This window comes from Brucella pituitosa (assembly GCF_965577835.1).
GTDB classification, from domain to species: Bacteria; Pseudomonadota; Alphaproteobacteria; order Rhizobiales; family Rhizobiaceae; genus Brucella; species Brucella pituitosa.
In genome coordinates this window covers 785,914-809,996 of the sequence record NZ_OZ264094.1, presented here as the reverse complement: position 1 = coordinate 809,996, position 24,083 = coordinate 785,914, and the positions used below count along the sequence as shown (strand labels likewise).

The window sequence follows — 24,083 nt, the reverse complement described above, 5'->3', positions numbered from 1 at the left end:
ATGTTTCGCAAATCGATCGGCCGTATTCTCTTTTCCGGTGTAGCCCTTGCCATGATGGCGGGTGCAGCTTCTGCTGAAGGTATCGGCGCATCGCTTCTCACCCAGCAGCATCCATTCTATATCTCGCTCGCAGACGCGATGAAAAAGGAAGCGCAGGCCGAGAATGTGCCGCTTGAAGTGTCTATTGCCAATCAGGATCTGAGCAAGCAGCTCGCCGATGTAGAAGATTTCATCACCAAAGGCGTTGACGTCATCATCATCTCGCCCGTTGACAGCAAGGGCGTACGATCGGCAATCAACAAGGCGGAAAAGGCAGGCATCAAGGTCATCACAGTTGACGTTCCTGCCAACAATATCGAGGTCACATCTTTCGTCGGCACAGACAATTTCGCTGGCGGCGAGAAGGCAGGCGATCTGATGGCAAAATCGGTCGGTGAAAAGGGCAATGTTGCCGTGATCGAATACCCGACCGTACAGTCTGTGGTAGATCGTGTTGAAGGTTTCAAGAAAGCCATCGCCAACTATCCGGACATCAAGATCGTATCGATCCAGCCGGGCATCACTCGTTCTGAAGCCCTGGCTGCGGCGCAAAACATCATTCAGGCCAATCCCGATATCGTTGGCATCTTCGGCTTTGGTGATGACGCAGCTCTCGCAGCAGCTTCTGCTGTGAAAGCGGCCAAGCTCGAAAACCAGGTCAAGGTCATTGGCTTTGACGGTATGGAAGAAGCCCGCAATGCTGTTAAGAACGATCCGGTTATGGTTGGCGTTATCGCCCAGTATCCGGACCAGATGGGCAAGGTTGCCGTTGAAACTGCTGTGAAGGTAATCAAGGGCGAGAGCGTTCCTGCCAAGCAGCCGATCGTACCAGGCGTTGTCACCAAAGACGGCGAAACCAAGTAACACCGCGTGGAACGGCGGCACTCCTCCCAGTCGCCGTTTCCATTCCGCGCGCGGCAGCTTTTGCGACACCACACGCCTGAGCTGCCGCAGCGTCTTCATCGACAGCAGATCCTGAGCGCTCATCGTTTCGCCGCGCGGGCATTTGCAATATAACGGAGAGCGGAGGCCCAAAATGACAGCCACCAATTCCGCCCAAGCCATAAGCCCGGATTTGATGAACGATACAGTGCTTGAAATCCGCGATATCGCGAAATCGTTCGGTCCGGTGATTGCGCTCAAGCGTATGAACCTGACTGTCCGTCGCGGGCGTGTTCACACGCTTCTCGGCGAAAACGGTGCCGGCAAATCAACATTGATGAAAATCCTTGCGGGGGTTTTCAAACCAACATCTGGCTCAATCACGCTCAAGGGAGCAGCCTATACACCCAGGAACCCGCGCGATGCACGCTCCCATGGCATTTCGATTGTGTTTCAGGAACTGAGCCTCTGCCGCAATCTCTCTGTTGCAGAAAACATTTTTGCAAATAATGAACCAAGCAGGTTTGGTTTTATTCGCAACGCTGAACTGAATGCAGAAGCCGACAGACTGATCGACGAACTCGGCCTGCCCGTCGATGTGCGCGCCAAGGTCGGCGATCTTTCAATTGCGCAGCGACAGCTCGTTGAAATCGCCAAGGGGCTGAGCCAACCCGCCGACGTCGTCATTCTTGATGAGCCAACGTCTTCACTTTCCGACAGTGAAGCAGAAATCCTTTTCTCGATTATTGAGCGGCTAAAGGCACGTGGCACAGCCGTAATCTACATTTCTCATCGCATGGAAGAAATCATGCGACTTTCCGACGACATTACTGTCGTTCGTGATGGCGAATATGTCACTACCATGGAAAAAGGTCAGACCAGCATAGACAAGCTGATTGCACTGATGGTCGGACGCGAGATGAGTGACATCTATCCGCCGCGTGAGGCTCCTCGTCCATCGGCAATCGTTCCGCCAATTCTCGCAACCAAAAATCTCAACGTGCCCGGCAAATTTCACGATGTTTCCATCGATTTGAAACCGGGCGAAGTACTGGGATTATTCGGGCTCGTTGGTTCAGGCCGTTCAGATGTCATGAAGGCTTTGTTTGGCATGCTCCAGCCAACGGGCGAGATCCTGCTGGACGAGAAGCCGATAACATTGGCTTCACCAGCCGATGCCATCCGCAATGGCATCGCTTTTGTGACCGAAAACCGCAAGGAAGAAGGTCTGGTTCTGCCACACAGCGTAGAACGCAACATCAATATGGTGGCGCTTGGTCAGCTTGCAGGTCCATTTGGCATGATGCGCTCATCTGCGGAACGCTCGAGCGCGAAAGCGGAGGTACTGCGCCTTGCCATCAAGACTGCTTCGCTTGACACCATTGCGGGCTCACTCAGCGGCGGCAACCAGCAGAAAATCGTACTTGCCAAATGGCTCCAGATGAAGCCACGCATACTGATCCTTGACGAGCCAACGCGCGGCGTCGATGTCGGTGCGAAATTCGAAATCTATCGCATCATCCGTGAACTCGCCGCCAATGGCGCGGCAATCCTGATGGTTTCCTCCGAACTGCCGGAAGTGCTGGGTCTCAGCGACCGTGTGGCTGTCATGCATAACAAGCATGTCGCCGCCGTTCTTGATGCCGATGGCCTCACGCCCGAAACCGTCATGAGCTACGCAGCAGGAATGCACAAATGAGCAACGCACAAGAAATCCAGAAAAAAGCCGCGGATGCCGAAGTCCGTCGCTCGCTGTTCTCCTCACCGATGATCCGCCAATATGGCGGTATTGTCATTTCGCTAGCCGTGCTCTGCATAGTCTTTGCTGTGTTGAATCCGCGCTTCCTCGCCTTCAACAATTTCATGAACATCATGCAGCAGGTGGCGGTGATCGCGGTTGCCGCTTACGGCATGACCTATGTGATCCTGCTCGGTGAAATTGATCTTTCCATCGGTTCTATTATCGCTGTTTCCGGCATGGTGGCAGCGCAAGCCTTTGCCATGGGCTTCGGTTTTGCACCCACAGTCATATTCACGCTCGCAGCCGGTGCAATCATGGGCGGCCTGAATGGTGTCCTGTCAGCCAAGCTGATGTTGCCGTCTTTCATCGTAACCGTTGCGACTATGGGCATCTATCGTGGCATGGTCAGCCTGCCAACCAATGGCGCGCCGGAGATCATCGAGAATGATACATGGCTTGCCATCGGATCTGAAAGCTGGCTTGGCCTGCCGATTATCATCTGGATCGTCGGCGTGCTCTTCATCGTCAATTATGTCCTGCTATCCAAGACGGTATTCGGCCGTCGCATTTATCTGGCTGGCGGCAATAAGGAAGCCGCCATCTATTCCGGTATCCGCGTTGATCGCATCAAGATCATTGTTTTCATGCTCTCGGGCGTCATGGCGGCCATTAGCGGCATTCTTCTGTCATCACGCCTTTCTTCTGCGCAGACCAATGCCGGCATGGGCTACGAACTCGATGCGATTGCAGCTGTTGTTCTTGGTGGCACGTCGCTTGCAGGCGGAGTTGGCACTATGGTGGGCACCATTCTCGGCGCGCTCATTATCGGCGTCATCAACAACGGCATGAACATGCTGTCCGTGCCCTATTTCTATCAGCTCATCGTCAAAGGTGTCGTCATTCTTGTCGCCGTCTGGCTCGATGTCCGCTCCAAGTCCGTCAGAACATAAGTAACGGTACACATAATGAAAAAGATCATCACCATCGGCGAAATCGTCGTTGAGATCATGGCCATGGAGACGGGCAACGGCTTCAAGACTGCCATTCCACTGATCGGGCCTTTCGCATCCGGCGCACCTGCAATCTTTATCGATCAGGCCGCAAAAATGGGCCAGCCTTGTGGTATGGTCAGTGCCGTTGGCAATGATGATTTTGGTGCTCTCAATATTGAGCGACTGCAAAAAGACGGTGTTGATGTGTCCGCCATCGGCATACATCCGACTGCAGCCACCGGCAGCGCCTTCGTGCGTTACCGCCCGGATGGTAATCGTGATTTCATCTTCAATATCAAGCACAGCGCTTGCGGTGCTATTGAACTAACGCCGGAAGCAGAGGCGTTGATCGAAACTGCCGATCATCTTCACATCATGGGTTCCGCGCTGTTTTCGGACGGCATCGTTACGGCGATCCATGAAGCGACAGTCCGCATCAAGGCCAAAGGCGGCACCGTTTCTTTTGATCCGAATATCCGAAAAGAAATGCTGGACCTGCCCGGCATGCGTGAAGCACTTGCCCATGCGCTCGAAAATACCGATCTGTTCATGCCAAGCGGTCCGGAAATTTTCCTCTTCACCAAAGCGACAGAGGAAAAGGCCGCAATAGAAGAATTGCTGGAGCGCGGCATCAAAGCAATCGTCGTCAAGCGCGGAGCTGAGGGTGCAAGCTATTTCGACCACTCCGGCGAAGTGTCTTCCCCCGCATTCAAAGTCGAAGAAATCGATCCGACTGGCGCAGGCGACAGCTTCGGAGCGGCCTTCGTCACATGCTGGTTACGTGATATGAAACCTGCGCAAGCGCTGCACATTGCCAATGCAACGGGCGCGCGGGCGGTCGGCGTAAAAGGTCCGATGGAAGGCACATCCACTATGGCTGAAATTGAATCTTTCATTGCAAATAACGGAGTTTCGTCATGAGCAGCACCCAGACCCTGAGCACCCTTCCCGCCCGTTTTTCGAGCGGTGCACGCGGAGGCATCACCTCGATCTGCTCGGCACATCCTCTGGTCATCGAAGCATCATTGCTCGAAGGCATTGCGACCAATACCGACGTTCTGATTGAAGCCACCTGCAATCAGGTCAATCAGGATGGCGGCTATACCGGCATGACACCGGCTGATTTCCGACGCTTTGTTGAGGACATCGCCGCCCGTCTTGGCTTTGATACCAAGCGCCTCATTCTGGGTGGCGATCACCTTGGTCCAAATCCATGGAAGCATCTGACCGCTGAAGAAGCCTTGATAAAGTCCGAAGTCATGATGGACGGCTTTGTGCGTGCAGGCTTCACCAAAATCCATCTTGACACGTCCATGGGCTGCGCCGGTGAACCAGTTGCCCTGCCCGATGCAATTACCGCAGAACGTGCCGCACGTCTTGCCAGGGTCGCAGAAAAAGCGGCCGCTGAATCCGATTTTGATCTGCCTGTCTATATTGTGGGCACTGAAGTTCCGATCCCCGGCGGCGCGATGGAAGAAATCGAAGAACTGGAACTGACCACACCGCAAGCAGCCCTTGAAACCGTTGCCATTCACCGCAAGGCTTTTGCAGCGCTTGGACTGGAAGATGCATTTGCGCGCGCCATTGGTGTGGTCGTGCAGCCGGGTGTGGAATTTGGCAATGAGAATGTCGTCTATTACGATAGCGACAAGGCAACAGCGCTGAGCAGCACGCTCAATGAAATGCCGCAATTTGTCTTTGAAGCCCATTCAACCGACTATCAGCCGGTGGAAGCGCTGTCGGCTCTGGTTCACGACGGCTTTGCCATTCTGAAAGTCGGACCGGGGCTGACTTTCGCACTGCGTGAAGCGCTTTATGGTCTCGATCAGATTGCGGCTTTTCTCGATAAGCTTCCGGAAGAAGAGACAGTTCGCGGCAAGCTTGAAAAGCTGCTTCTCAGCGAGCCTAAGAACTGGGAGAAATATTATCATGGCGATGCAGAAGAGCTGCGTCTTCAGCGCCATTTCTCCTATAGCGACCGCATCCGCTATTATTGGCCGCATCCAGAAGCAGCCGCTGCCGTCGATTCGCTGCTAAAGCGTCTTGAAGGCCGCAAGATCCCGGAAACGCTAATCAGCCAGTATCTCGGCACGCTTTATCCAGCGGTCGCATCAGGCAAGGTTGAAGCAACTCCACATGCGCTGATGGTCGAAGCCGTCCGCAATGTCATTCGCACGTATGGCAAAGCTGTCGGTACGCATTGACAGTTTACACTGGTCAAGGAAAGGGCGGCCAAAAGGCCACCCTTTTTTCTTTATGCATTCAGAGATGCTATATCGATTACGAACCGATAGCGCACATCGCTTTTGAGAACGCGCTCATAAGCTTCGTTGATGTCCTGGATATTGATCATCTCGATTTCCGAGACAATGTTGTGTTCGCCACAGAAATCCAGCATTTCCTGTGTTTCCTTAATCGAGCCGATCATCGAGCCCGCAAGGCTCTTGCGGCCAGGAATAAGCGAGAACGCATGTACTGGCACCATATCTTCCGGCGCACCAACGACGACCATTGTGCCATTTACTTTGAGCAAACCAAGATAGGCGTTCCAGTCAATCGCTACACCCACCGTGCAAATGATCAGATCAAATGTTCCGGCAAGCGTCTCGAATGTTTTGCCGTCACTGGTAGCATAATACTCTTTTGCTCCAAGCTTCAGTCCGTCGTCCTTCTTTGAGAGCGATTGGCTAAGCACGGTGACATGCGCACCCATGGCATTTGCCAGCTTCACGCCCATATGACCAAGACCACCCATACCGACGATCGCGACCTTTTTGCCGGGGCCGGCCTGCCAATGACGCAATGGTGAGTAGAGCGTAATGCCAGCACAAAGAAGAGGTGCTGAGGCATCAAGCGGCAGATTGTCAGGTATGGATAAAACATACCCTTCCCTGACGACGATCTGATCCGAATAGCCACCTTGTGTCGGTGTCTTTCCGTCCGCATCGACACTGTTATAGGTCTGCACCAGACCAGGCAAATAATGTTCATTGTCGAGATCGCGCGTGGCACAACCGACACAGGAATCGACAAAACAGCCAACGCCAACCTTATCGCCAACCTTGAATTTGGTTACATTGGAACCAACAGCCGTTACGACGCCGACGATCTCATGTCCTGGCACAATCGGATAGACTGCATTTTTCCATTCGTTGCGAACGGTGTGAATATCAGAGTGGCAAACGCCACAATATTGGATTGAAATCACCACATCGTCCGCATTTGGTTCGCGGCGTTCAAACGTGAACGGAACCAATGGTTGATCCGCATCAGTAGCGGCGTAACCTCTTGCAATAGCCATAATGAACTCCAATCATTGCAGTGAAATTGGGGAGAGAAGGGACGCTGCAATATGAACCAGTTTCTTAAAAGGAGGTAGACCGATCCTACAAGCTTCTTGCACGATCCTGCAAAAATTGGTGTATCCTCCTGGCAAGCTGATCTGTCAGGCATACATAAGTTGCGGTTCAATCAGTTCCGAAATGAGGTTATATGAGATCACCGGCAGACGCATATAGCGAGCTTGCATCCCTCGCGGCGCGCTTTGTAAAAGAAGACGGTGAAGTACGAACGGCTATCGACGGGCTGTCATTAAGCAGACGTTCGGCGCCAAGTATTCCGTGTCACAGTAGTTATAGACCTTGCCTCGCAATGGTTCTCCAAGGCGCAAAGTCGTTGCAGCTCGGGTCTGCAACAATCAACTATACCACGGGTGAGTATCTGGTGACATCGCTGGACTTGCCCGTCACATGGCGCGTTTCTGAAGCGAGCCTTGAGGCACCACACCTTTGCCTGTCGCTGGCAATTGACAACGAAAAGCTCGTTAATCTCCTTGGGCAGATGGATATTCGGCGCAATTCGAACACGTCCGAGGTAAAAAGGGGCATAGCTGTTAATGCTGCCCCCACTGAGCTGCTCGATGCTACGATCCGGTTATTACGCCTTCTCGATACACCCAGTGAAATTCCTATAATGGCACCTCTTGTGGAACAAGAGATCCTATACCGGTTGCTGACTGGGTCGGATGGTGAGAGGCTTATCAATATAGCCACTGTCGATAGTCAGGCAAACAGGATAGCGCGCGCGATTAACTGGCTACGGCAGAACTTTGCTCTTCCGCTCAGGATAGAACAACTTGCTGAATACGTGAACATGAGTGTTTCATCATTTCACCATCACTTCAAAGCAATCACTGCAATGACGCCAATACAATACCAAAAGCAGCTACGGCTTAATGAAGCGCGGAGATTGATGTTGGTTGAGCGACTCGATGCAGGTACGGCAGGGCATCGTGTAGGCTATCAGAGCCCTTCCCAATTTAGCCGCGAGTACAGTCGATTTTACGGCAACCCACCGCTTCGTGATATTGAAGCTGCTTAAGCCTGACATCGTGTGGTGGATTTGAAGTTCCTATGACTTGTCTTTTCGTCACGTTGGGGAACTTCAACTCTGTAAACTACGTTATATCCAGAGCCACACTTGATTATCTGCTCATGAGGCATATCCCGAAACTGAATTCTCTGCAAACCCTGAAGCGTCGATCTGATTGAATCAGATCGACGCTCTAACTATTTGCGTTGAGGCATGTCTTGAATTAAGCGGCGCGCGCAAAAAGCCAGACGCTCTCGCGTGGGATATCGACCCAGACCGGACCTTGCGGCAAAGCCTTTGGACCAAAGGCTTTGGCTGCAAAATCTCCGGCGCGCAACCGATATTCCCAACGGTCACCGAGATACAAGCAAGCGTCGAGATGCATCTCCTTACGGTGCTGACCAGGGGCATCGTGCACGGCAATCTGCTCAACCCGGATCACGGCCTTATCATCCTTTTCGTCGCTTTTCCCAACGATCACACCATCCAACTGCCAGTTGGGTCCGTGGATGCTGGCGGCTTCGCCTGTCCGACGTATCTCACCATTGGCGATATTATTGGCCCCGAGAAAATCGGCCGCATAAAAGCTTTTCGGCTTGGTGTAGATATCTTGTGGTGTTCCTTCCTGCACGATGGCACCGTTGCGCAACAGCAGGATGTTGTCGGATGCAGCAAGAGCTTCCGATTGATCATGGGTAACAAGAACACCGCAGATTTCGAGATCAAGGATCAGTTTACGTATCCAGTAACGCGCTTCTTCGCGTAGCTTTGCATCGAGATTGGAAAGCGGTTCATCCATGAGAAGCACACGCGGTTCATAGACCAATGCACGACAAATGGCGACGCGCTGCTGCTGTCCACCAGAAAGCTGATCTGGATAACGCTCGGCCAGATGGCCGAGCCCGATCTTTTCCAGCGTTGCCTGCACGCGCTTACCTGCCTCCACCTTGTTGACCCCACGCAGTTTGAGGCCATAGGCGACATTTTCCATCACGGTACGATGAGGCCAGAGCGCGTAAGATTGAAACACAAGGCCGATATTGCGGTTTTCCGGAGCAACAGTCAGTCCTTTGCTGCCATCGAGCATCGGCTTGCCGCCGATACTGATCAGGCCTTGCTCAGGTTGTTCAAGGCCAGCAATGCAGCGCAGCAAAGTCGTTTTGCCGCTGCCCGATGCGCCAAGCAGCGAGACAATGGAGCCGCGTTCAGCCGTGAAGGAGGCTCCTTGCAGAATATGCAAGCCACCGAGATATTTGTGAACGTCACGTACAACGAGTTCAGTCATGGATTTTTGCTCCCAGACGAAGGGCGAGACCAAGGCCTGCGCCGGTAAGAACGATACTGACAAAGGCGAGTGCTGCAATCGTGTCCATTGCACCCGACTGGATCATCGACACCATCAGAGAGCCGATAACTTCGGTTCCAGCGCTCATGAGATAAATGCCGGTTGCGTAGTCGCGTAAGAAGACGATCATGATGAGCGCCCATGCGCCAACAAGTCCCGGACGCACGATAGGAATGACGACATCACGCCAGGTCTGACCAATGGTTGCGCCGGTCGTGCGCGCTGCTTCTTCCAGTTCCGGGCTTACCTGAATGAGCGTGCCTTGCAGAAGACGAAGACCATAGGAAAGACCCACAATCAGATAAGCGATGAACAGGCTTATCAATGTCGTTCGCAGTGGCACGAGGAACGGGATGAACAGGAAGAGCCAGAAGAATGCCAGACCGATAATCAAGCTGGGCATGGAGCGTGGTAGCAGGACCATATAGTCAAGAACGGTATTGGAAACGTCACGATTGCGATGACCGGCAAGCCCGACGACCAGATAGAGCGCGACCGCTACAGCTCCGCCTACAACCGCCAGAATGATCGTATTGAGAACGCCGCGATAAAGGCTCGGCACTTCAAAAAGAGCGTTGAAATGCTTTGTTGTGAGATGAGCAAACGGATTGACGCCCTGCCCCCATGCATCAACGAAAGCGCGCAGTATAATGCCGCCAATTGGCAAGATAACCGACAGGAAGAGCCAGAAACCGATAATGGAAAGCGCGATAATCTGCCCTGCCCGACCAAGGCGCATGACGGTTGTACGCGAGCCTTTTCCGCCCAGTGCCGCATATCGGCGGCTATGGCGCAACAGGCGACGCTGATACCATACCAAAGGCAAGGTCAGGAGCACCAGCAACACAACCACAACGGCCATCAGCTGATAGGTTGGAACACCGAACAACGTGGTAAGCTTATAGATATAGGTCGTCAGAACATTGATGCCGCTTGGATCACCGAGCACCAGAGGTACACCAAACATCTCAAAGCCGATCAGCAGGTTAAGTGCTGTTGCGAAGATCAGTGCAGGCAGGACCATCGGAACCGTAACATCCCAGCAGACACGCCAGATGGGCGCGCCGGTAATACGCGCTGCCTCTTCCAGATCGGAAGGCAGGTTGCGCATGGCGGCCGATACATAAAGATAGACATGCGGAACATGGGCAAGCCCGGTAACCAGTACAATGCCACTCAACGAGTAGATATTCCATGGTACGAAACCGAAGATGTCGCGTACAAAGATCGACACAAATCCGGATGGCCCGATAGCGACCGTATAGCCAAACGCCAGCACCAGTGCTGAAATAAACATCGGAACCAGCACGATAACTTCCAGCGCCTTGCGAAACCGGACGTCTGTACGAGTGAGCAAGAAGGAGAGCGCTGCGCCAAGAGGAACCGCGATCAGCACCATGCCCACAGCCATGATGACTGTGTTCCACAATGCATCGTAAAACATCGGATCAACGAGGATGTATTCATAGGCGCTTAGCCCCAATTGCGCATTCGCACTGAAAAACGGGCCATCGAGAAAGCTCTGATAAATAATCAGGCAAATAGGCGTGAGGACGCAGAGAGTCAGCAAGCCAATCACAAGACGCCTGAAGAGGAGCGCTTCGCCCGGTGCGCGAGGGGTCCTCAGACGCACGTGGCGTGGCACTTCGTGGGTCAGTTTTTGGGTATAGGTATCCGCCGGCATGGATTGTAACCTCCGGGAAACAAGCGATTTACAAGAATGGAACTGCCTGAGGGCAATGTTGCTCCGAGAGCGGGCCAGGCATCACTGTCTTTACGGGGGAAAAGACTTGATGCACTGGCCCCGTCCCGGGAGGAGCCGTTTTAAGCCAACAGGGCTCAGATAATGATCAACCCTTCAGCGCTGCGCGCCATTCATTGAGGAATTTCAGTCGCTTCATGGGATCCATGAACTGAAGAAGCGTTTCATCAAGCGCGATTGGTTTGAGGTTACCACCAACCAGCTCATTGAGCGTGTCGATGTTATAACCTTCTGTTGCATCCTTACGCAGTGCAGGCATTCCCTTGGAAGCAAGGGCTGTCTGGCCTTCCTGAGAAAGCAGAAAATCGATGAACAGCTTTCCAGCGTTCGGATGCGGCGCATCTTTCAAAACACCCGCAACCCGTGAGAAGGCGGGCGTATAATCCCTGCCGAAGGCAACACCGAGATTTGGCGCACTCTTCACCCAATCCAGGGCGTATGAACCGATCAGATTGTAAGCAAGAACATTCTCGCCCGAAACCACGGTTTCACGCATCGAGCCGGTCGAGGAATAAGATTTTCCCTTAGCGGCGCCGAGTGCTTTGGTCAGATCCCAAAAATTTTTGGTATTATCCAGATCGTTGGTCTGAATAAGGAAGCCGACGCCCGACTTCTCCGGATCAAACGTCGCGATACGACCGCTATAATCGCCGCTGGAAATGAAATTGATCAGATCTTCGCGCGTTTGCGGAACCTTGTCCTCTGGCAGCGCTGTTTTATTGTAGATCATGCCGATTGGCTCGATCGATGTCGCATAAACGATATCTTTATAGACTGCCCAGCTCGGCAGTGACGAACTCTCAGCTGATTTATATGTGTCCAGATATCCATCGACTGCGAGCTTCACGCCCTGATCCATTGCCGAGGTCCAGAACACGTCGCCACCCACTTGCTTCGCGGCGGCTTCCGAGATCACACGATTATAAACGCCGTTTGTACCAATATCGTTATAGTCGACGCGGATACCAGGATACTTTTTTGCAAATGCATCAAGCGCTGCCTGTGCCTGTGCCTGATCAGTCGCCGAATAAATGGTGACTGAACCCTCTTTGCGAGCCGCTTCCACGAGGTCCTCGCCTGCCGCCAGCGCTGGCATGGCTATAGCCAAAGTTGCCGCGCTTGAAATCAGGGCATAAGAAAAAGAATGCTTCACTTCCGTAGTCCTCCCAAAATGATTTCTAATCTCAAGGAAGGACTCACTGCGCGAGCTGGTAAGTTTTATACTTACATCCGAGCACTTTGCATTTCGATTTTACTGGGCAAAGCAATAGTATTTCCGCTTCATATGAAGCAGACTAAAGTTTTCAGCAAATCGATATCCTCCCAAGGATATAGGAAAACTCTTCGCTCCCACGAAAAGCTCGCCATAATACATAGAATGATTGCCTAAACTGTCAGCAACCTGTCAAAATCGGACAGGATTTTGTTGCGAGTGATAATTTTTCGTGCAATTTATGAACTATGCGCATCCTATTGGTCGAAGACACACGGGATGTCGGGGAGGCAATCAATCAACGGTTGGAGCGAGTGGGACACTCGGTTGATTGGGAGACAGACGGGTTAGCCGCGGCTGAAATTCTCGACTTTACCGATTATGATCTAATCATTCTTGACGTCATGCTGCCCGGGCTTGGCGGCTTTGAGATATTGCGTCGTGTGCGCGCCGCGAAGAAAGTCGTCCCAGTTCTGGTTCTAACAGCGCGCTCTGAGATCGAGGATCGGGTAGGCGCTCTCGACCTTGGCGCAGACGACTATCTGGTCAAGCCCTTTGATTTTCGTGAACTGGAAGCGCGCGTACGTGTTTTGCTGCGGCGCAACAGTGGTGAAACGACCAATATCATCGCTTGCGGCAATTTGCAGCTCGATAGACAAAGCCGCAACGTGCGCATAGGCAATCGCGAGGTTCAGCTGAAACGACGCGAAATTGCTATTCTAGAGGTTTTCGCTACCCGTCCGGGCCGACTGTTCAGCAAAGATGAGCTGATGGATACTTTGTTCGGTTTTGATGAGGGCGTCAATCACAACGCAGTCGAGCTTTACATCTCCAGAATACGCAAGAAAATCGAAGGTTCGGGCGTATCGATTATCACTCAGCGCGGTATTGGCTATCAACTGGTGATCGATGAGAATGCGTGAACCATCGCTCTTTTCGCGCCTTGTCGTTCGCGTCGGAATGGTTCTGCTGATCGGAGCGAGCATCCTGATCACAGCAGCATGGTATTATGGTCAGACCGCCGCCAATAAAACCTATGATCAGCTGTTGCGCGGCGCGGCCCTTCAGATCGCCGACGGCATTACCCAGATTGATGGCAAGCTGATCGTGAACCTGCCGCCTTCTGCTTTTGAACTTCTTGGCTTTGCCGAAAGAGACCGCATTTTCTATCGCATCGTTGGTCCTGATGGGATGGTCGTCAGCGGTTATCCCGATCTCAATATCGACGACGACTTGGTTGCTGCGCGTCGCGATCCGAAACTGGAGACAGAAAAATATCGTGGTGCGGAAGTTCGCATTATTACCGTCGCTCGCGCACTTGCCGATCAGGCGCAAAGTGGATGGATTTATGTTGTTCTGGCCCAGACCACTGAGGCGCGGCGGACGCTTGCCAGCGAGGTGACGCAAGGTGCCGTGCTCATTGTTAGCATCATGATTTTACTTGGGCTTGGCGGGACATTTCTGGCTGTGCGCTATGCACTTAAACCTGTAACAAGCCTCGCCCATGCGCTGCGATTGCGAAATCCGGAAGACTTGACCCCGATGCAGACACCTGCGCCGCAGGAATTGCTGCCATTTGTGGGTGCAATCAATCATTTCATGACACGACTGGACCAACGTGTTGTGCGGCTTCAGCAATTCATTGCCGATGCCGCACACCAGATACGCACGCCCCTGACTGCTCTTTCCGCTCAAGTTGATATGCTGGACGAAGATCGGATGAACCAGGCGGACCGGGAACGTACTCAACGTATTAAAACGCGCACGGGCGAACTGGCACAATTGACCAATCAACTACTCAGCCACGCCATGGTCATCCACCGTTCAGGCATCATCAAGCTTGAGAAAGTCAACCTTGTTGAAGTGGCCCGCATGGCGTTCAATCACACAATTCCCCTGACGATAGATCCGGATATGGTCATTTCTTTTGAGGCCGGGCAGCCCAGTTTGATTGTTAACGGTGACGCGGTGAGCTTGCGGGAAGCTATTGCCAACATCATCAGCAATGCGCTGCGCCATGGAGCAATCTCGCGTCTTGATGTGCGCGTCATGCAATTCGAACAGCGTATCTGCGTTGAAGTCGAAGACGACGGTCCCGGCATTCCGCCGGAGAATTGGGATCAGATGTCACGTCGTTTTAATGCCGCTTCCTCTAAAGCTGCTGCCGCGTCAGGCCTTGGTTTCGCCATAGCGGCAGAAGTTGCGCTGGCACATGATGGTCTGATCCGCTTCAGGGAAAAAGGTTCAACAGGCTTTACTGTGATACTCGATTTGCCATGTGCATCGGAGAATGCATCTTGAAAGTCTATCTCCTAGCCACTTTTTTCACAATCATAACAATGGGCATGGCACACGCTCAATCAGATGAAGGCACAACGACGCACTTCCCGGCATTGCGCGAAGAGACCGGCCGGCTTGTGATCAATGGGGCTGCGGACACCTCGGCCTTAAAACCATTGGTTCGGGATTTTCAAGAAGTTGAACCACATATCGCTGTTGAGTACACTGATTTTGTCACCAATGACCTCTACCGTGAGGCTGATATAGCTTGCCGCGAAGGCAAGAGTTTCGGCGATCTTCTGATGTCATCTTCTGTGGACCAGATGGTGAAACTGGCCAATGACGGATGTGCTGTACCGCATGTCTCTGCTCAAACGCGGGCAATAGAGAACCACGCCAATAATTGGCGCGACGAGGTCTATGGCTTCACCTTTGAACCATCTGTCATTGTATATCACAGTGATTATGTCTTGCCGCAGGATGTTCCTCATACGCGTGGTGAGCTCGCTGATCTGCTGCGGCGTAAACAGGAATACTTCAGAAGACATGTTGCTACCTATGACTTGCGCCAATCCGGGGTTGGCTATCTTCTCGCCTTCCTCGACGCAGAACAAAACTCTACCGCTTATGGACGATTGCTGGAGAGTATGAGCCGTGTCGATACTCAGCTTCGCTGTTGCAACAACTCGATCCTGGCCGATATTGAAGATCAAAAAATATATATAGGATACAATATCATAGGATCTTACGCCTATGCAGCGAGCCTGCGTAATCCAAAGCTGAAAATCGTACTACCACGCGATTACACTCTTGTTTTGAGCCGTGCTACGCTCATTCCGCAGAAGGCTAGCCATCCTGAACTCGCAGCGCGTTTTATCGATTATCTTTTGTCTGAGCGTGGACGGCGAGTTGCAAGGGAAAAGGCATTCTTCTTCTCACGAGATGGTGCGCTGCCTGCAGGGGTTGATGGCCCACCATCGCTCGTTGAAAGCGGTGTCGGCCGCCCTGTTCGTATTGGCCCAGCCCTGCTTGCAACTCAGGATGAAGCCCAACGCAAACGATTCATTGATGACTGGACTGATGTAATGGCTTCAAAAGACAACCGTACAACCAAGTGATCACCATACAAATTTAAAATGCGTTTGTGCTTTTGTAGGCGAACTGTCCGATTATACCGAAGCGATCTGCTTGCTTTATTTCAGATGTGTTCCGGCAGACAAACTCTTCTAAAAATGGCCTTGACCGTGTCGCTATAGGGGCCCGCTGCAGGTGCTCTAGCAAGCGAAGTAACAATTTGGGCGCAGACCTGATGATTGTAAATCGCTTTAACAGTGTTGCCGATACCGGTAAGGACAGATGTCCTATCCCATGGAATATTGCAGTTCGGTGAGGGTCGTTGCGACCCGTCAGCCTGGGGCCTACTAGGCTCCATTGAATTACGTGTCTTGCCGATCTCACAGATTTTCTTCGTTCGGACTGGCAACGAAGGCAATCCCTCCATTAAAAAAGGGGGACTACCTAACCTTTTGACAAGTTTACTGCTGTAATGAAATAGAACCCCTAAAATTGGCATCAATTGCACCGGCTTTACTGCGCATTGTCGAGGGTGTCATCCCGAAGCGCTGACGGAAAGCCCGGTTAAAATATGAAAGGTCACCAAATCCCATCTCATAGGCAATCGAACTGATTGCTGTTCGGCCTGAGCTCATAATAAGCATCCGCGATGTATCCAAACGGCGTTCGAGCACGTAGCGGGTAAAAGTCGTCTCTTCCGCTTGAAATAATTTCTGAACTTGTCGAGGCGTGACACCAAAGGTCGAAGCGGCCAAAGCGAGATCAAACGAACTGTTTGTCAAATTACATTCTATAAAAGCTTTGATACGCGAAAGACTTATTCCTGATCGAGCATCATTGCCTTCATTCCTAAAAAAATCGAGCACCATAGGCAGCACTTGCCGGAAATGGGCAACAACAAGTTCGGCTTCTCCCGGAGCATGCCCCCCACGCATCAACAAATACGCGCCATGGGTGATAAGGAGCTTTAGTGGAGGATAGGCCTTCGGGATCGGACGCATGAAAAACTCATCCAGCGATCTGCGTGCAAAAGGAAAATATCCTGCTGGCAACCTGCCACAATCAATGCGTCCGCCTTGTGGAAGTTGCCATTCAAACGGCAAACTTGCCGACAGGAAAACAACTTCACCAGCCTCAACATTCAGTGTCCTCCCCGATTGAAGAATACTGAGCCGACCTTCCATGCTTCTAACCATAATAATCTGATCTGACAGATGTTCTCCCTTCGCGCTGAGCACAATTTTGCAGCGGGGGAAAAAATAGGTCATAAGCCTCAGCTCGCCTACCAAACAATAAATGCCTCGAACAGCACCATGTCCTGTTTCTTCGACGGAGAGGCAGACATCACCAATAATCGTGGTGAGCGCCGAAGCACAGAGTTTCAGACTCTTCTCATTCCCCAATTCGGCAATATTGAACTGCTGCGGAACTATCGTTTCGATCTGCTTAGACGGGTTCATGATGCATCCTTGCAACACGGGTAAATGACCTCCGGTCAGTTCGTCCTGGTCCTATCAATTTTCGCATAAAACCAAGCCGAATACGCAGGCCTCCCTATAAGTTGACAATAATGATCTAGTTTAAACAACTTTTATCGTGACAGCCAGTGCTGTCTGCGCCCGATAACGGCGGAACGAAAGCGGAGATATTTATGGACGGTCCTTCTGCTCGATCACCATGTCCTTCGCGTCCGGGGACAACTGCAACTGGCGGATGGAAGATTAGCGTAGCTGACACGCTACCCTTCGGATTTCATTGACTATTCTTACTTGGGGAAGAAGATGAACAGGCAATTTATAGTTCTGCTGCTCTCAGGCTGCGGATTAACGACAACAGCATTTGCACAGGAAACTGCAGGCAGCGAAGCAGGGGTTACGCGGCTGGACCAAATTATCATCACCGCCGGACGCAATGAGAGCTCAATTGCCGCTGTTGCTCAATCCGTTCAGGTGATTGATCGGGAACAAGTCGAAGAAGCGATGCGAATCTCGCCGAATGCCAGCGACTTGATTTCGCGCCTGGTTCCCGGTTTCGCACCAAGCAACCAGACCATATCCGGCGCGTCGGAAACATTTCGCGGTCGCAGCGTTCTAATCATGGTCGACGGTGTACCCCGCAATACGCCGCTGCGCGACCTGTCACGCATCCTGTCGATGATCGACCTTAATTCTGTTGAACGCATTGAGGTCGTGAACGGAGCTTCGAGCCTCTACGGTGCTGGCGGGACCGGTGGAACGATCAATTTCATCACCAAGCGAGGGACCAGTGACAAGCCGACCATCACGGTGCGCACCGGCCTTTCCGGCTATACGGAAAACCTCGGCAAATCGACAGCGCCGGAAACGAGCATCTCCATTGAGGGACGAAAAGACAAGCTCGACTATTACTTCTCCGGAACCGGCGATTGGACCCGCCGCACCTATGACGGACATGGCAATGAAATGCCATCCGACGCCATGCTTGGGCAAGGTGGCGGCGACAGGATGGTCAACGGCAATTTCTTCGGTGTCGTAGGCTACGAAAGCGGTCCGCGCCGATTTGAAGTAAGCTTCGACTGGACCTACGCCAAGCAGAAGCCGGAATGGTTCACAGACTACACAACCAACCCGGTTTCACCGAGATTCGGTTCAGCTTACACCGGCGAACCACTTCGCGAGGATTCCAAATATCTGACAGCAAAATATACCGATCAGGATTTTGCGCTCGGCAATCTGGAAGTGAAGGCTTTCTATAACAAGATCTTCAAACAGTCCCCGTTCACCGAACTTTCGGCTGTGAACACTCAGGTCTATTATTCGGGAAATCCCCGTCAGCCGACCGCATGGTTCAACCAGTCGAAATATGATTTTGACCGGACGGGCGTGAACATGACCATCACGACACCGATGGATTTCATCACCAACGGCAGCAAGCTGACCTGGGGCGTGGACTACGCTTACGACAAGGTGGCGCAGACCCTCCTGAACGACGAAGATGCAATTGCCCCGATGACGCAGAATTCCATCGCGGCTTTTGCGCAAGCCGAAATTCCCGTTACAGAGCGGTTCCGTCTGCAGGGCGGCGCACGTTTCGACCAGTTTTACCTCGATGTAAATGACTTCACGCGACCAACAGCAGTTGCGTGGCCCGCGCGGTCACTGGCGAATATCTATCCGGCGATCAGTGTGCTCGGTGGCTCGTTCGACTACAACGCATGGACCTTCAACGCTGGAGCCGTGTACGACGTCACGGAAGAGGTGCAGGCCTTCGGCAATTTCTCGCAAGGCTACAGCCTGACGGATATTGGCGCATTTACACGCCGCGCGGGCGTCAATTCACTTGCAGAAATCTGTGATGCCTACGGCTCGATAGCTGCCATCTATGGCTGTAGCGGCACGCCTGACTACACGATCAGCTATGCAGACATCGCGCCAAAGCCTCAACTGGTCAATACCTATGAAGTGGGCCTGCGCGGCGATTGGGGCGATCTTCGCAGCACCGTAAGCAGCTATATTTCCACCTCCAAGGATGGCGTGAACTACGACATCGCGGCAAACCGTGTAAGCCAGCAGAAGGAACGTATCTGGGGCGTGGAGGCACGAGCCGACTACGACATCAATTCGATGTTCACCATCGGCGGTCTGGTTGCCTATCAGGAAGGCAAATACGACGCCAACGGCGATGGCAGCATCGGTTCTGACGAGTACCTTCCTAACAACCGTATTCCGACCACATGGAAGGGGCTCGCCTATACGACGGTGTCATTCGAAGGTGGCTACAAGGTCCGTGGCGAAGTTGAATATTTCTCCGGCCGCGACCGCATCAAGGAGCAGGAGATAGAGGACGCCACGCTGGTGAACATGGCCTTCTCAAAAACCTTCGAGAACGGCAGCGAAGCAAGCCTCGCCGTCCGCAACGTCTTCGACACCTATTATATCAACCCCACGGCAACGGCCACGCGTAACGCACCCGTCGCAGGATTGGGACGCAGCGTTTTCCTCTCCTACAAAGTAACGTTCTGAGACGGGGTCGTGCGATGAAGAAGCTTATCAGTACCACGGCCTGCTCGGCAGGCCGGGAATCCGACAGGGGCTATCGGCGATGACGATTACCCCCTCTTCCATCGCCCGCCCCTCCTCACGAACACGGTTGTTCTGTGTCCTTGCGGGGCTTTATCTGGCTCAGGGCATTCCGACCTATCTGTTTGCTGCCGCCCTGCCTCCCATCTTACGAGAGCAGAATGTGTCACGCACCGCGATCGGTATGTTTTCCATTCTACTTCTGCCCATGGTCCTGAAATTTGCATGGGCACCTTTGGTCGACCGCTTCAGGCCATGGGCACGCTCTCACCGTGCCGGTTGGGTCGTCCTTACGCAAAGCGGGATCATTGCAGCCATTGTGTGTCTCATCCCGCTGGGACCGGATAATGTAACCGGGATTTTCGTTGTCGGCTTTATCGCATCGCTTTTGCTCGCCACACAGGACATCGCAACCGACGGCTATGCTGCAAAATATCTTGATGAGACAGACAGGCCTCTTGGCAACGCCATCCAGGGTGGTGCGGTCGCATTCGGCGTGCTGATCGGCGGAACGCTGGGACTGGTTCTTTATCACCACGCAGGCTGGGCGATCATGCTTGGCACGATCGCGTTTCTTTCGCTCATTCCTCTGATCGCCGCCTTGTCGATGCGGGAAACCGATCCAGCACCTTTGCTCGACGGGCAAGCTCTTTCACGTCCCTCGATCATGCATTTCCTACGCCGCACCGAAGCACGGCAGATCCTGTGGATCGCACTGATCTATCGGGCCAGCGAAGGGCTGATGAAAGCCATGGAGGGACCTTATCTGGTGGATGCCGGCGTTCCGCTCGACGTGATCGGCTACCTGTCGGGTGCCGCCGCAGCAACCGCAGGCATTGCCGGCTCTGCTATCGCCGCCGTTCTTCTTAGGCGCAATGGTGTCGCCGCTGTGCTTGGGTTTCTGGGGGGCTTGAGAACAATCTGCTTCCTGCTGTTCACCCTGCATGCCTTCGGCGCACTGGGTGGAATCTGGCCGCTTTACGGGGCATCGGCATTTCAGACGATCATCCGGTACATGGAGATCGTTGCGCTCTACAGCCTTTTCATGAGCGTCACATCGCCCGATCAGCCCGGAACTGATTTTACGATCCTCGCCTGCGCGCAGATTGTTGTCTATCTGGCTGGCTCGATGGTTTCAGGCATCCTTGCAGATCGACTGGGCTACGGCCTTCTCTTCGCTCTGGCCGCAGCGCTTTCGGGGCTGGCCGTTCTCGCAACGATTAGCATGCTCAAGACACTACCGACCACAGGTGCTGTTGCCATTCGCAGGGAGCAGTCATGATCCGGCATCCCTCTTCTTCATGCATCTCGTGCCCTCATCGTGAAGGCGAGAAGCGCCGCCGTGGCAGCAAGGGTCGCGCTGGCAAAAAGCGGTGCCTGCGCAGAGACTGTGAAAAAATAGCCGCCGGAGATCGCGCCCGCTCCCTGGCCAAGTACATGCGCACTTGCAAGCCAGCCGGCAGCAGCACCCTGTTCTCCCTGCTCCATCCGGCCGGTGAGCCATCCAAGATAGTTGGGCGTGGCAATCGCCATTCCTACGCCCCCCATCACCAGTCCGCTCAAACTTGCATATGCGAGAGGTGTCGCCGCCACGAGCAGGACACCAGCAGCCAGAAGAACTGTGCCAAGGATAACACAGCTCCTATTGCCGAGCCGCAACCGGGGAATGACCAGTATCTGCGTCGCGATCATCGCGAGCGCGACGACGATCAGCGTGATCCCCGAAGCAGCCGTCGCCTCGACCGGACCGATAGCAAGACGCAGTTGCAGCAACGGCCCGAGGATCATCTGAACGTGTCCGAAAGACATCGTGACCAGAAATCCAAGTCCGAGAAACGGCAGCATGCGTCCGTCGAATGGAGAAAGATATGCTCTGCTATCGGAACGCGGATCAGCTTTGCCAACAGTGTCGTTCGCAGCAGGCACCAGCAGGAGACTGAGCGGACTTGCAACAAGCAGCATAAGTGGCAGAAGCGGCGTGACACTGGCGGTCACTGCCGCAGCCGAACCCAGAATGCGGCCAATGCTGAGACCAGCACTGAGCCGTGCCAAAGCAACGGTGCGCTCCTTTTGCGGCAACAATCCGGAAATCCAGGCTTGAGCAATCGGCATAATTCCAGCGGATGCCGCCCCATAGACGAAGCGCGACATTACGAGCAAGCCGAGAGCCATCACATAGGGCAGCGGACCTGTCATCATCAGCACCAGAAAGATGAGCTGCGCCAGCAGAAGTACGAGCCCCAGCCAATACAAAGCGCGCCGCGCACCAATTCGAGTGCCGAGCATTCCGCACAAAGGAGCACTGACAACGAAGGCCACTGCACCAAGACCCGCCGTAAGACCGATTTCACCCGTTTGCAGACCCGTCGCAGTCGCGATGAGTGGGACAAGGGCAATGAATGCTGTCTGATTAAAGCCAATAGTCGAAACGGCAATCGAGAGACGAGAAGATATTTTACGCGCAGTCGCATCGATAATCATGGAAATCACCGCATGTTTAATTTTCGATACCGTTAGCAACGTCAACATAACATGTAAATAAAAATCTGAAATTATTTCGGAGAAGCGAAATGAACAGAGTAATTAATACGAATTACTTCGCTGTATCGGAAAATATATTACTTAATTCTCTAATAAGAGAATGGGAAAATTGGGAAATAATAAAAGAAAGCCTGTCAAATCCGTACAAAATCACAAAAAAATTCCTGCTTCTGAATCTTGCAGCTTCAGATACAGAGGTCAGGGTGCCTGTAATTTTCTGGTCGCTTGCCGGATATCATTGTTTCGGCACGCCCATGTGGAAATCTAATGGCGGCCGGCTGGAACCCATAAGTTTGCCGGAACTGGCGCTTCTGCTACTCAAGGAGAATGAGATCGGCGGCGACGTTTTCCCCGATGCGAAACTACTCTTCCAGCAAAGAGTACTGGACAGCATGCGGTCAATCACCCGCCTTCTCCGGGAAACCGCCGATGAACGACCTTTTGCTGAATCCGATCCTGATTTCATCACAGCCGAGAAAGCGTTGCGGTTCGGCCATGCAGTACACCCGTTTCCACGTAGCCGGGATGAATTCACTGACGAAGACAACCGTCGCTTCGGTCCGGAATATGGCAATGCCTTTGCTTTGCGGTGGTGGGCGGTCGAACCGGAACTGCTGGCACAGGGAGCGGCTGATGGCTTCGACGTAGCCGATGCTATCGCATCCATCGCGTCGGATTCCCGACTGATTGAAAAAGCAGCCGGACAACAGCTTATTCCATTGCATCCATGGCAGGCGGCTCGCCTTTCGCTACGCCCGGATATCCAGCAACTGGAGCGTCAGGGCACGTTGATCGATCTTGGCAGCGGCGGCCCCGACTGGCGCGCGACCAGCTCGTTACGCGCTATATATTCCCGCGAGAGCGACTGGATGCTCAAGTTCTCGCTCAGCCTCCGGCTGACCAATTCGCGCCGCATCGTAGAACCAGGCGAATGCCTGCGGGGCATCAACGTCCATCGGCTCATAACGGGAACAATCGGCGAAGCTTTGAAAAAACGCTTTCCAGATTTTCACATCATGGGCGAGCCGGGCTGGATATCCCTGCGTTTGCCAGACGGTTCCATCGACAATGAAACGATTGCAGTTTTCCGGGAGAACCCGTTTCGCGGTGAACAGCAACCGCACGCAGCCGTTCTTGCAGCGCTCTGCGAACGCCATCCAGATGGGAATGGCAGTCATGTCGCAGACCTCATAAGCCGGATCGCTGCATCGGAGGGCGCTTCAGAGACCGATGTAGCGAAGCGCTGGTTCGAACGCTTTCTGGATATTGCCATTGCACCTTTCATGATTGCCCAGGGTGATTACGGCCTGCTTTTTGGCGCTCATCAGCAAAATCTCGTTCTTGGTCTCCAGGACGGCTGGCCGAATGCACTCTATTTCCGTGATTGTCAGGGCACGGGTTACGTCCGCTCGTTCTTGCCGTTTCTGCAAGAACACCTGCAGGAAGCAGGTGCTGCGACCGACCATGTCTTCGGCAGTGACGAAGCTGCTCAACTGGTTGGGTATTATCTATTCATCAACGGCGTTTTTGCACTTATCGCCGCGCTCGGCTCAGCGCGTTTCATGGATGAAAGCGAACTTTTTGCGGCCCTGCGGCGCTTTCTGGAACAGCTTAGGAAGCAGCCTGTGCGGGACAAGACAGCGCTGGATTATCTCCTTCACAGTCCCACTCTGGTCGCCAAGGGAAATTTCATGATCTCGGCTGGAAACGTCAATGAAAACACCGACGTGACCGATCCCCTCGCCTCTTACATCCGGTTTTCCAACCCCCTTTTGACACGGTGAA

The 24,083-nt window shown here is 53.2% G+C and carries 18 protein-coding genes; 12 read left to right on the top strand and 6 right to left on the bottom strand.

Features of this window, described 5'->3' with window-relative positions:
* From ACSME1_RS23065 to ACSME1_RS23045, 5 genes are all read left to right on the top strand, one after another.
* Positions 1 to 903, top strand: coding sequence for a substrate-binding domain-containing protein (locus ACSME1_RS23065; RefSeq protein ID WP_024896997.1), 903 nt, complete (start codon positions 1 to 3; stop codon positions 901 to 903).
* Positions 904 to 1,075: 172 nt separating this feature from the next.
* Entirely contained in the window at positions 1,076 to 2,620 is a 1,545-nt protein-coding gene (locus ACSME1_RS23060) for a sugar ABC transporter ATP-binding protein (RefSeq protein ID WP_435655583.1), read from the top strand.
* Between the two features lie 68 nt (positions 2,621 to 2,688).
* On the top strand, positions 2,689 to 3,612 hold the full coding sequence (locus ACSME1_RS23055; protein WP_100558089.1) for an ABC transporter permease: 924 nt from the start codon (positions 2,689 to 2,691) through the stop codon (positions 3,610 to 3,612).
* Between the two features lie 15 nt (positions 3,613 to 3,627).
* Positions 3,628 to 4,575: a tagatose kinase gene (locus tag ACSME1_RS23050; RefSeq protein ID WP_435655582.1), complete on the top strand. Its 948-nt coding sequence runs from the start codon at positions 3,628 to 3,630 to the stop codon at positions 4,573 to 4,575.
* A complete protein-coding gene (locus ACSME1_RS23045) occupies positions 4,572 to 5,858 on the top strand; it encodes a D-tagatose-bisphosphate aldolase, class II, non-catalytic subunit (protein WP_435655581.1) in 1,287 nt (428 codons plus the stop codon). The genes ACSME1_RS23050 and ACSME1_RS23045 overlap by 4 nt, the downstream gene beginning before the upstream one ends.
* Positions 5,859 to 5,908: 50 nt before the next feature.
* Here the strand turns inward: ACSME1_RS23045 and ACSME1_RS23040 are convergent, their stop codons facing one another.
* The gene (locus tag ACSME1_RS23040; RefSeq protein ID WP_435655580.1) at positions 5,909 to 6,955 is read right to left on the bottom strand and encodes an NAD(P)-dependent alcohol dehydrogenase; all 1,047 of its coding nucleotides are present in this window, start codon (positions 6,953 to 6,955) and stop codon (positions 5,909 to 5,911) included.
* 191 nt (positions 6,956 to 7,146) lie between these two features.
* Here ACSME1_RS23040 and ACSME1_RS23035 point away from each other — a divergent pair, with 191 nt between their 5' ends.
* Positions 7,147 to 8,034 carry an AraC family transcriptional regulator gene (locus ACSME1_RS23035; RefSeq protein ID WP_207489443.1) on the top strand — a complete coding sequence of 296 codons (888 nt, stop codon included), beginning with the start codon at positions 7,147 to 7,149 and terminating at the stop codon, positions 8,032 to 8,034.
* A gap of 214 nt (positions 8,035 to 8,248) precedes the next feature.
* On the opposite strand, the gene ACSME1_RS23030 is transcribed toward ACSME1_RS23035, so the two are convergent.
* The 3 genes from ACSME1_RS23030 to ACSME1_RS23020 all read right to left on the bottom strand — a co-directional run bounded on the left by ACSME1_RS23030 (position 8,249) and on the right by ACSME1_RS23020 (position 12,285).
* Entirely contained in the window at positions 8,249 to 9,310 is a 1,062-nt protein-coding gene (locus ACSME1_RS23030) for an ABC transporter ATP-binding protein (RefSeq protein WP_100557877.1), read from the bottom strand.
* Positions 9,303 to 11,054 carry an ABC transporter permease gene (locus ACSME1_RS23025; protein ID WP_435655579.1) on the bottom strand — a complete coding sequence of 584 codons (1,752 nt, stop codon included), beginning with the start codon at positions 11,052 to 11,054 and terminating at the stop codon, positions 9,303 to 9,305. The genes ACSME1_RS23030 and ACSME1_RS23025 overlap by 8 nt, the downstream gene beginning before the upstream one ends.
* A gap of 166 nt (positions 11,055 to 11,220) precedes the next feature.
* Positions 11,221 to 12,285: an ABC transporter substrate-binding protein gene (locus tag ACSME1_RS23020; protein WP_435655578.1), complete on the bottom strand. Its 1,065-nt coding sequence runs from the start codon at positions 12,283 to 12,285 to the stop codon at positions 11,221 to 11,223.
* A 308-nt stretch (positions 12,286 to 12,593) separates the two neighbouring features.
* Between ACSME1_RS23020 and ACSME1_RS23015 the strand changes: the two genes are divergently transcribed.
* From ACSME1_RS23015 to ACSME1_RS23005, 3 genes are read left to right on the top strand one after another with little or no spacing between them, the layout of a single operon-like run.
* Positions 12,594 to 13,268 carry a response regulator transcription factor gene (locus ACSME1_RS23015; protein ID WP_435655577.1) on the top strand — a complete coding sequence of 225 codons (675 nt, stop codon included), beginning with the start codon at positions 12,594 to 12,596 and terminating at the stop codon, positions 13,266 to 13,268.
* Entirely contained in the window at positions 13,261 to 14,646 is a 1,386-nt protein-coding gene (locus ACSME1_RS23010; RefSeq protein ID WP_435655576.1) for a sensor histidine kinase, read from the top strand. Before ACSME1_RS23015 ends, ACSME1_RS23010 begins: the two co-directional genes overlap by 8 nt.
* Entirely contained in the window at positions 14,643 to 15,743 is a 1,101-nt protein-coding gene (locus tag ACSME1_RS23005) for an ABC transporter substrate-binding protein (RefSeq protein WP_435655575.1), read from the top strand. The genes ACSME1_RS23010 and ACSME1_RS23005 overlap by 4 nt, the downstream gene beginning before the upstream one ends.
* A gap of 417 nt (positions 15,744 to 16,160) precedes the next feature.
* On the opposite strand, the gene ACSME1_RS23000 is transcribed toward ACSME1_RS23005, so the two are convergent.
* Positions 16,161 to 17,159 (bottom strand): helix-turn-helix transcriptional regulator, encoded by a 999-nt coding sequence (locus ACSME1_RS23000; RefSeq protein WP_100557882.1) that lies wholly within the window; start codon positions 17,157 to 17,159, stop codon positions 16,161 to 16,163.
* Between the two features lie 321 nt (positions 17,160 to 17,480).
* Between ACSME1_RS23000 and ACSME1_RS22995 the strand changes: the two genes are divergently transcribed.
* Both ACSME1_RS22995 and ACSME1_RS22990 read left to right on the top strand, forming a co-directional pair.
* Entirely contained in the window at positions 17,481 to 19,700 is a 2,220-nt protein-coding gene (locus ACSME1_RS22995; protein WP_435655574.1) for a TonB-dependent receptor, read from the top strand.
* 79 nt (positions 19,701 to 19,779) lie between these two features.
* On the top strand, positions 19,780 to 21,039 hold the full coding sequence (locus ACSME1_RS22990; protein WP_435655573.1) for an MFS transporter: 1,260 nt from the start codon (positions 19,780 to 19,782) through the stop codon (positions 21,037 to 21,039).
* A gap of 17 nt (positions 21,040 to 21,056) precedes the next feature.
* Here ACSME1_RS22990 and ACSME1_RS22985 read toward each other — a convergent pair whose 3' ends face one another.
* A complete protein-coding gene (locus ACSME1_RS22985; RefSeq protein ID WP_435655572.1) occupies positions 21,057 to 22,238 on the bottom strand; it encodes an MFS transporter in 1,182 nt (393 codons plus the stop codon).
* 314 nt (positions 22,239 to 22,552) lie between these two features.
* On the opposite strand from ACSME1_RS22985, the gene ACSME1_RS22980 reads away from it, so the two are divergent.
* The gene (locus ACSME1_RS22980; RefSeq protein ID WP_435655571.1) at positions 22,553 to 24,082 is read left to right on the top strand and encodes an IucA/IucC family protein; all 1,530 of its coding nucleotides are present in this window, start codon (positions 22,553 to 22,555) and stop codon (positions 24,080 to 24,082) included.
* Position 24,083 lies beyond the last annotated feature (1 nt).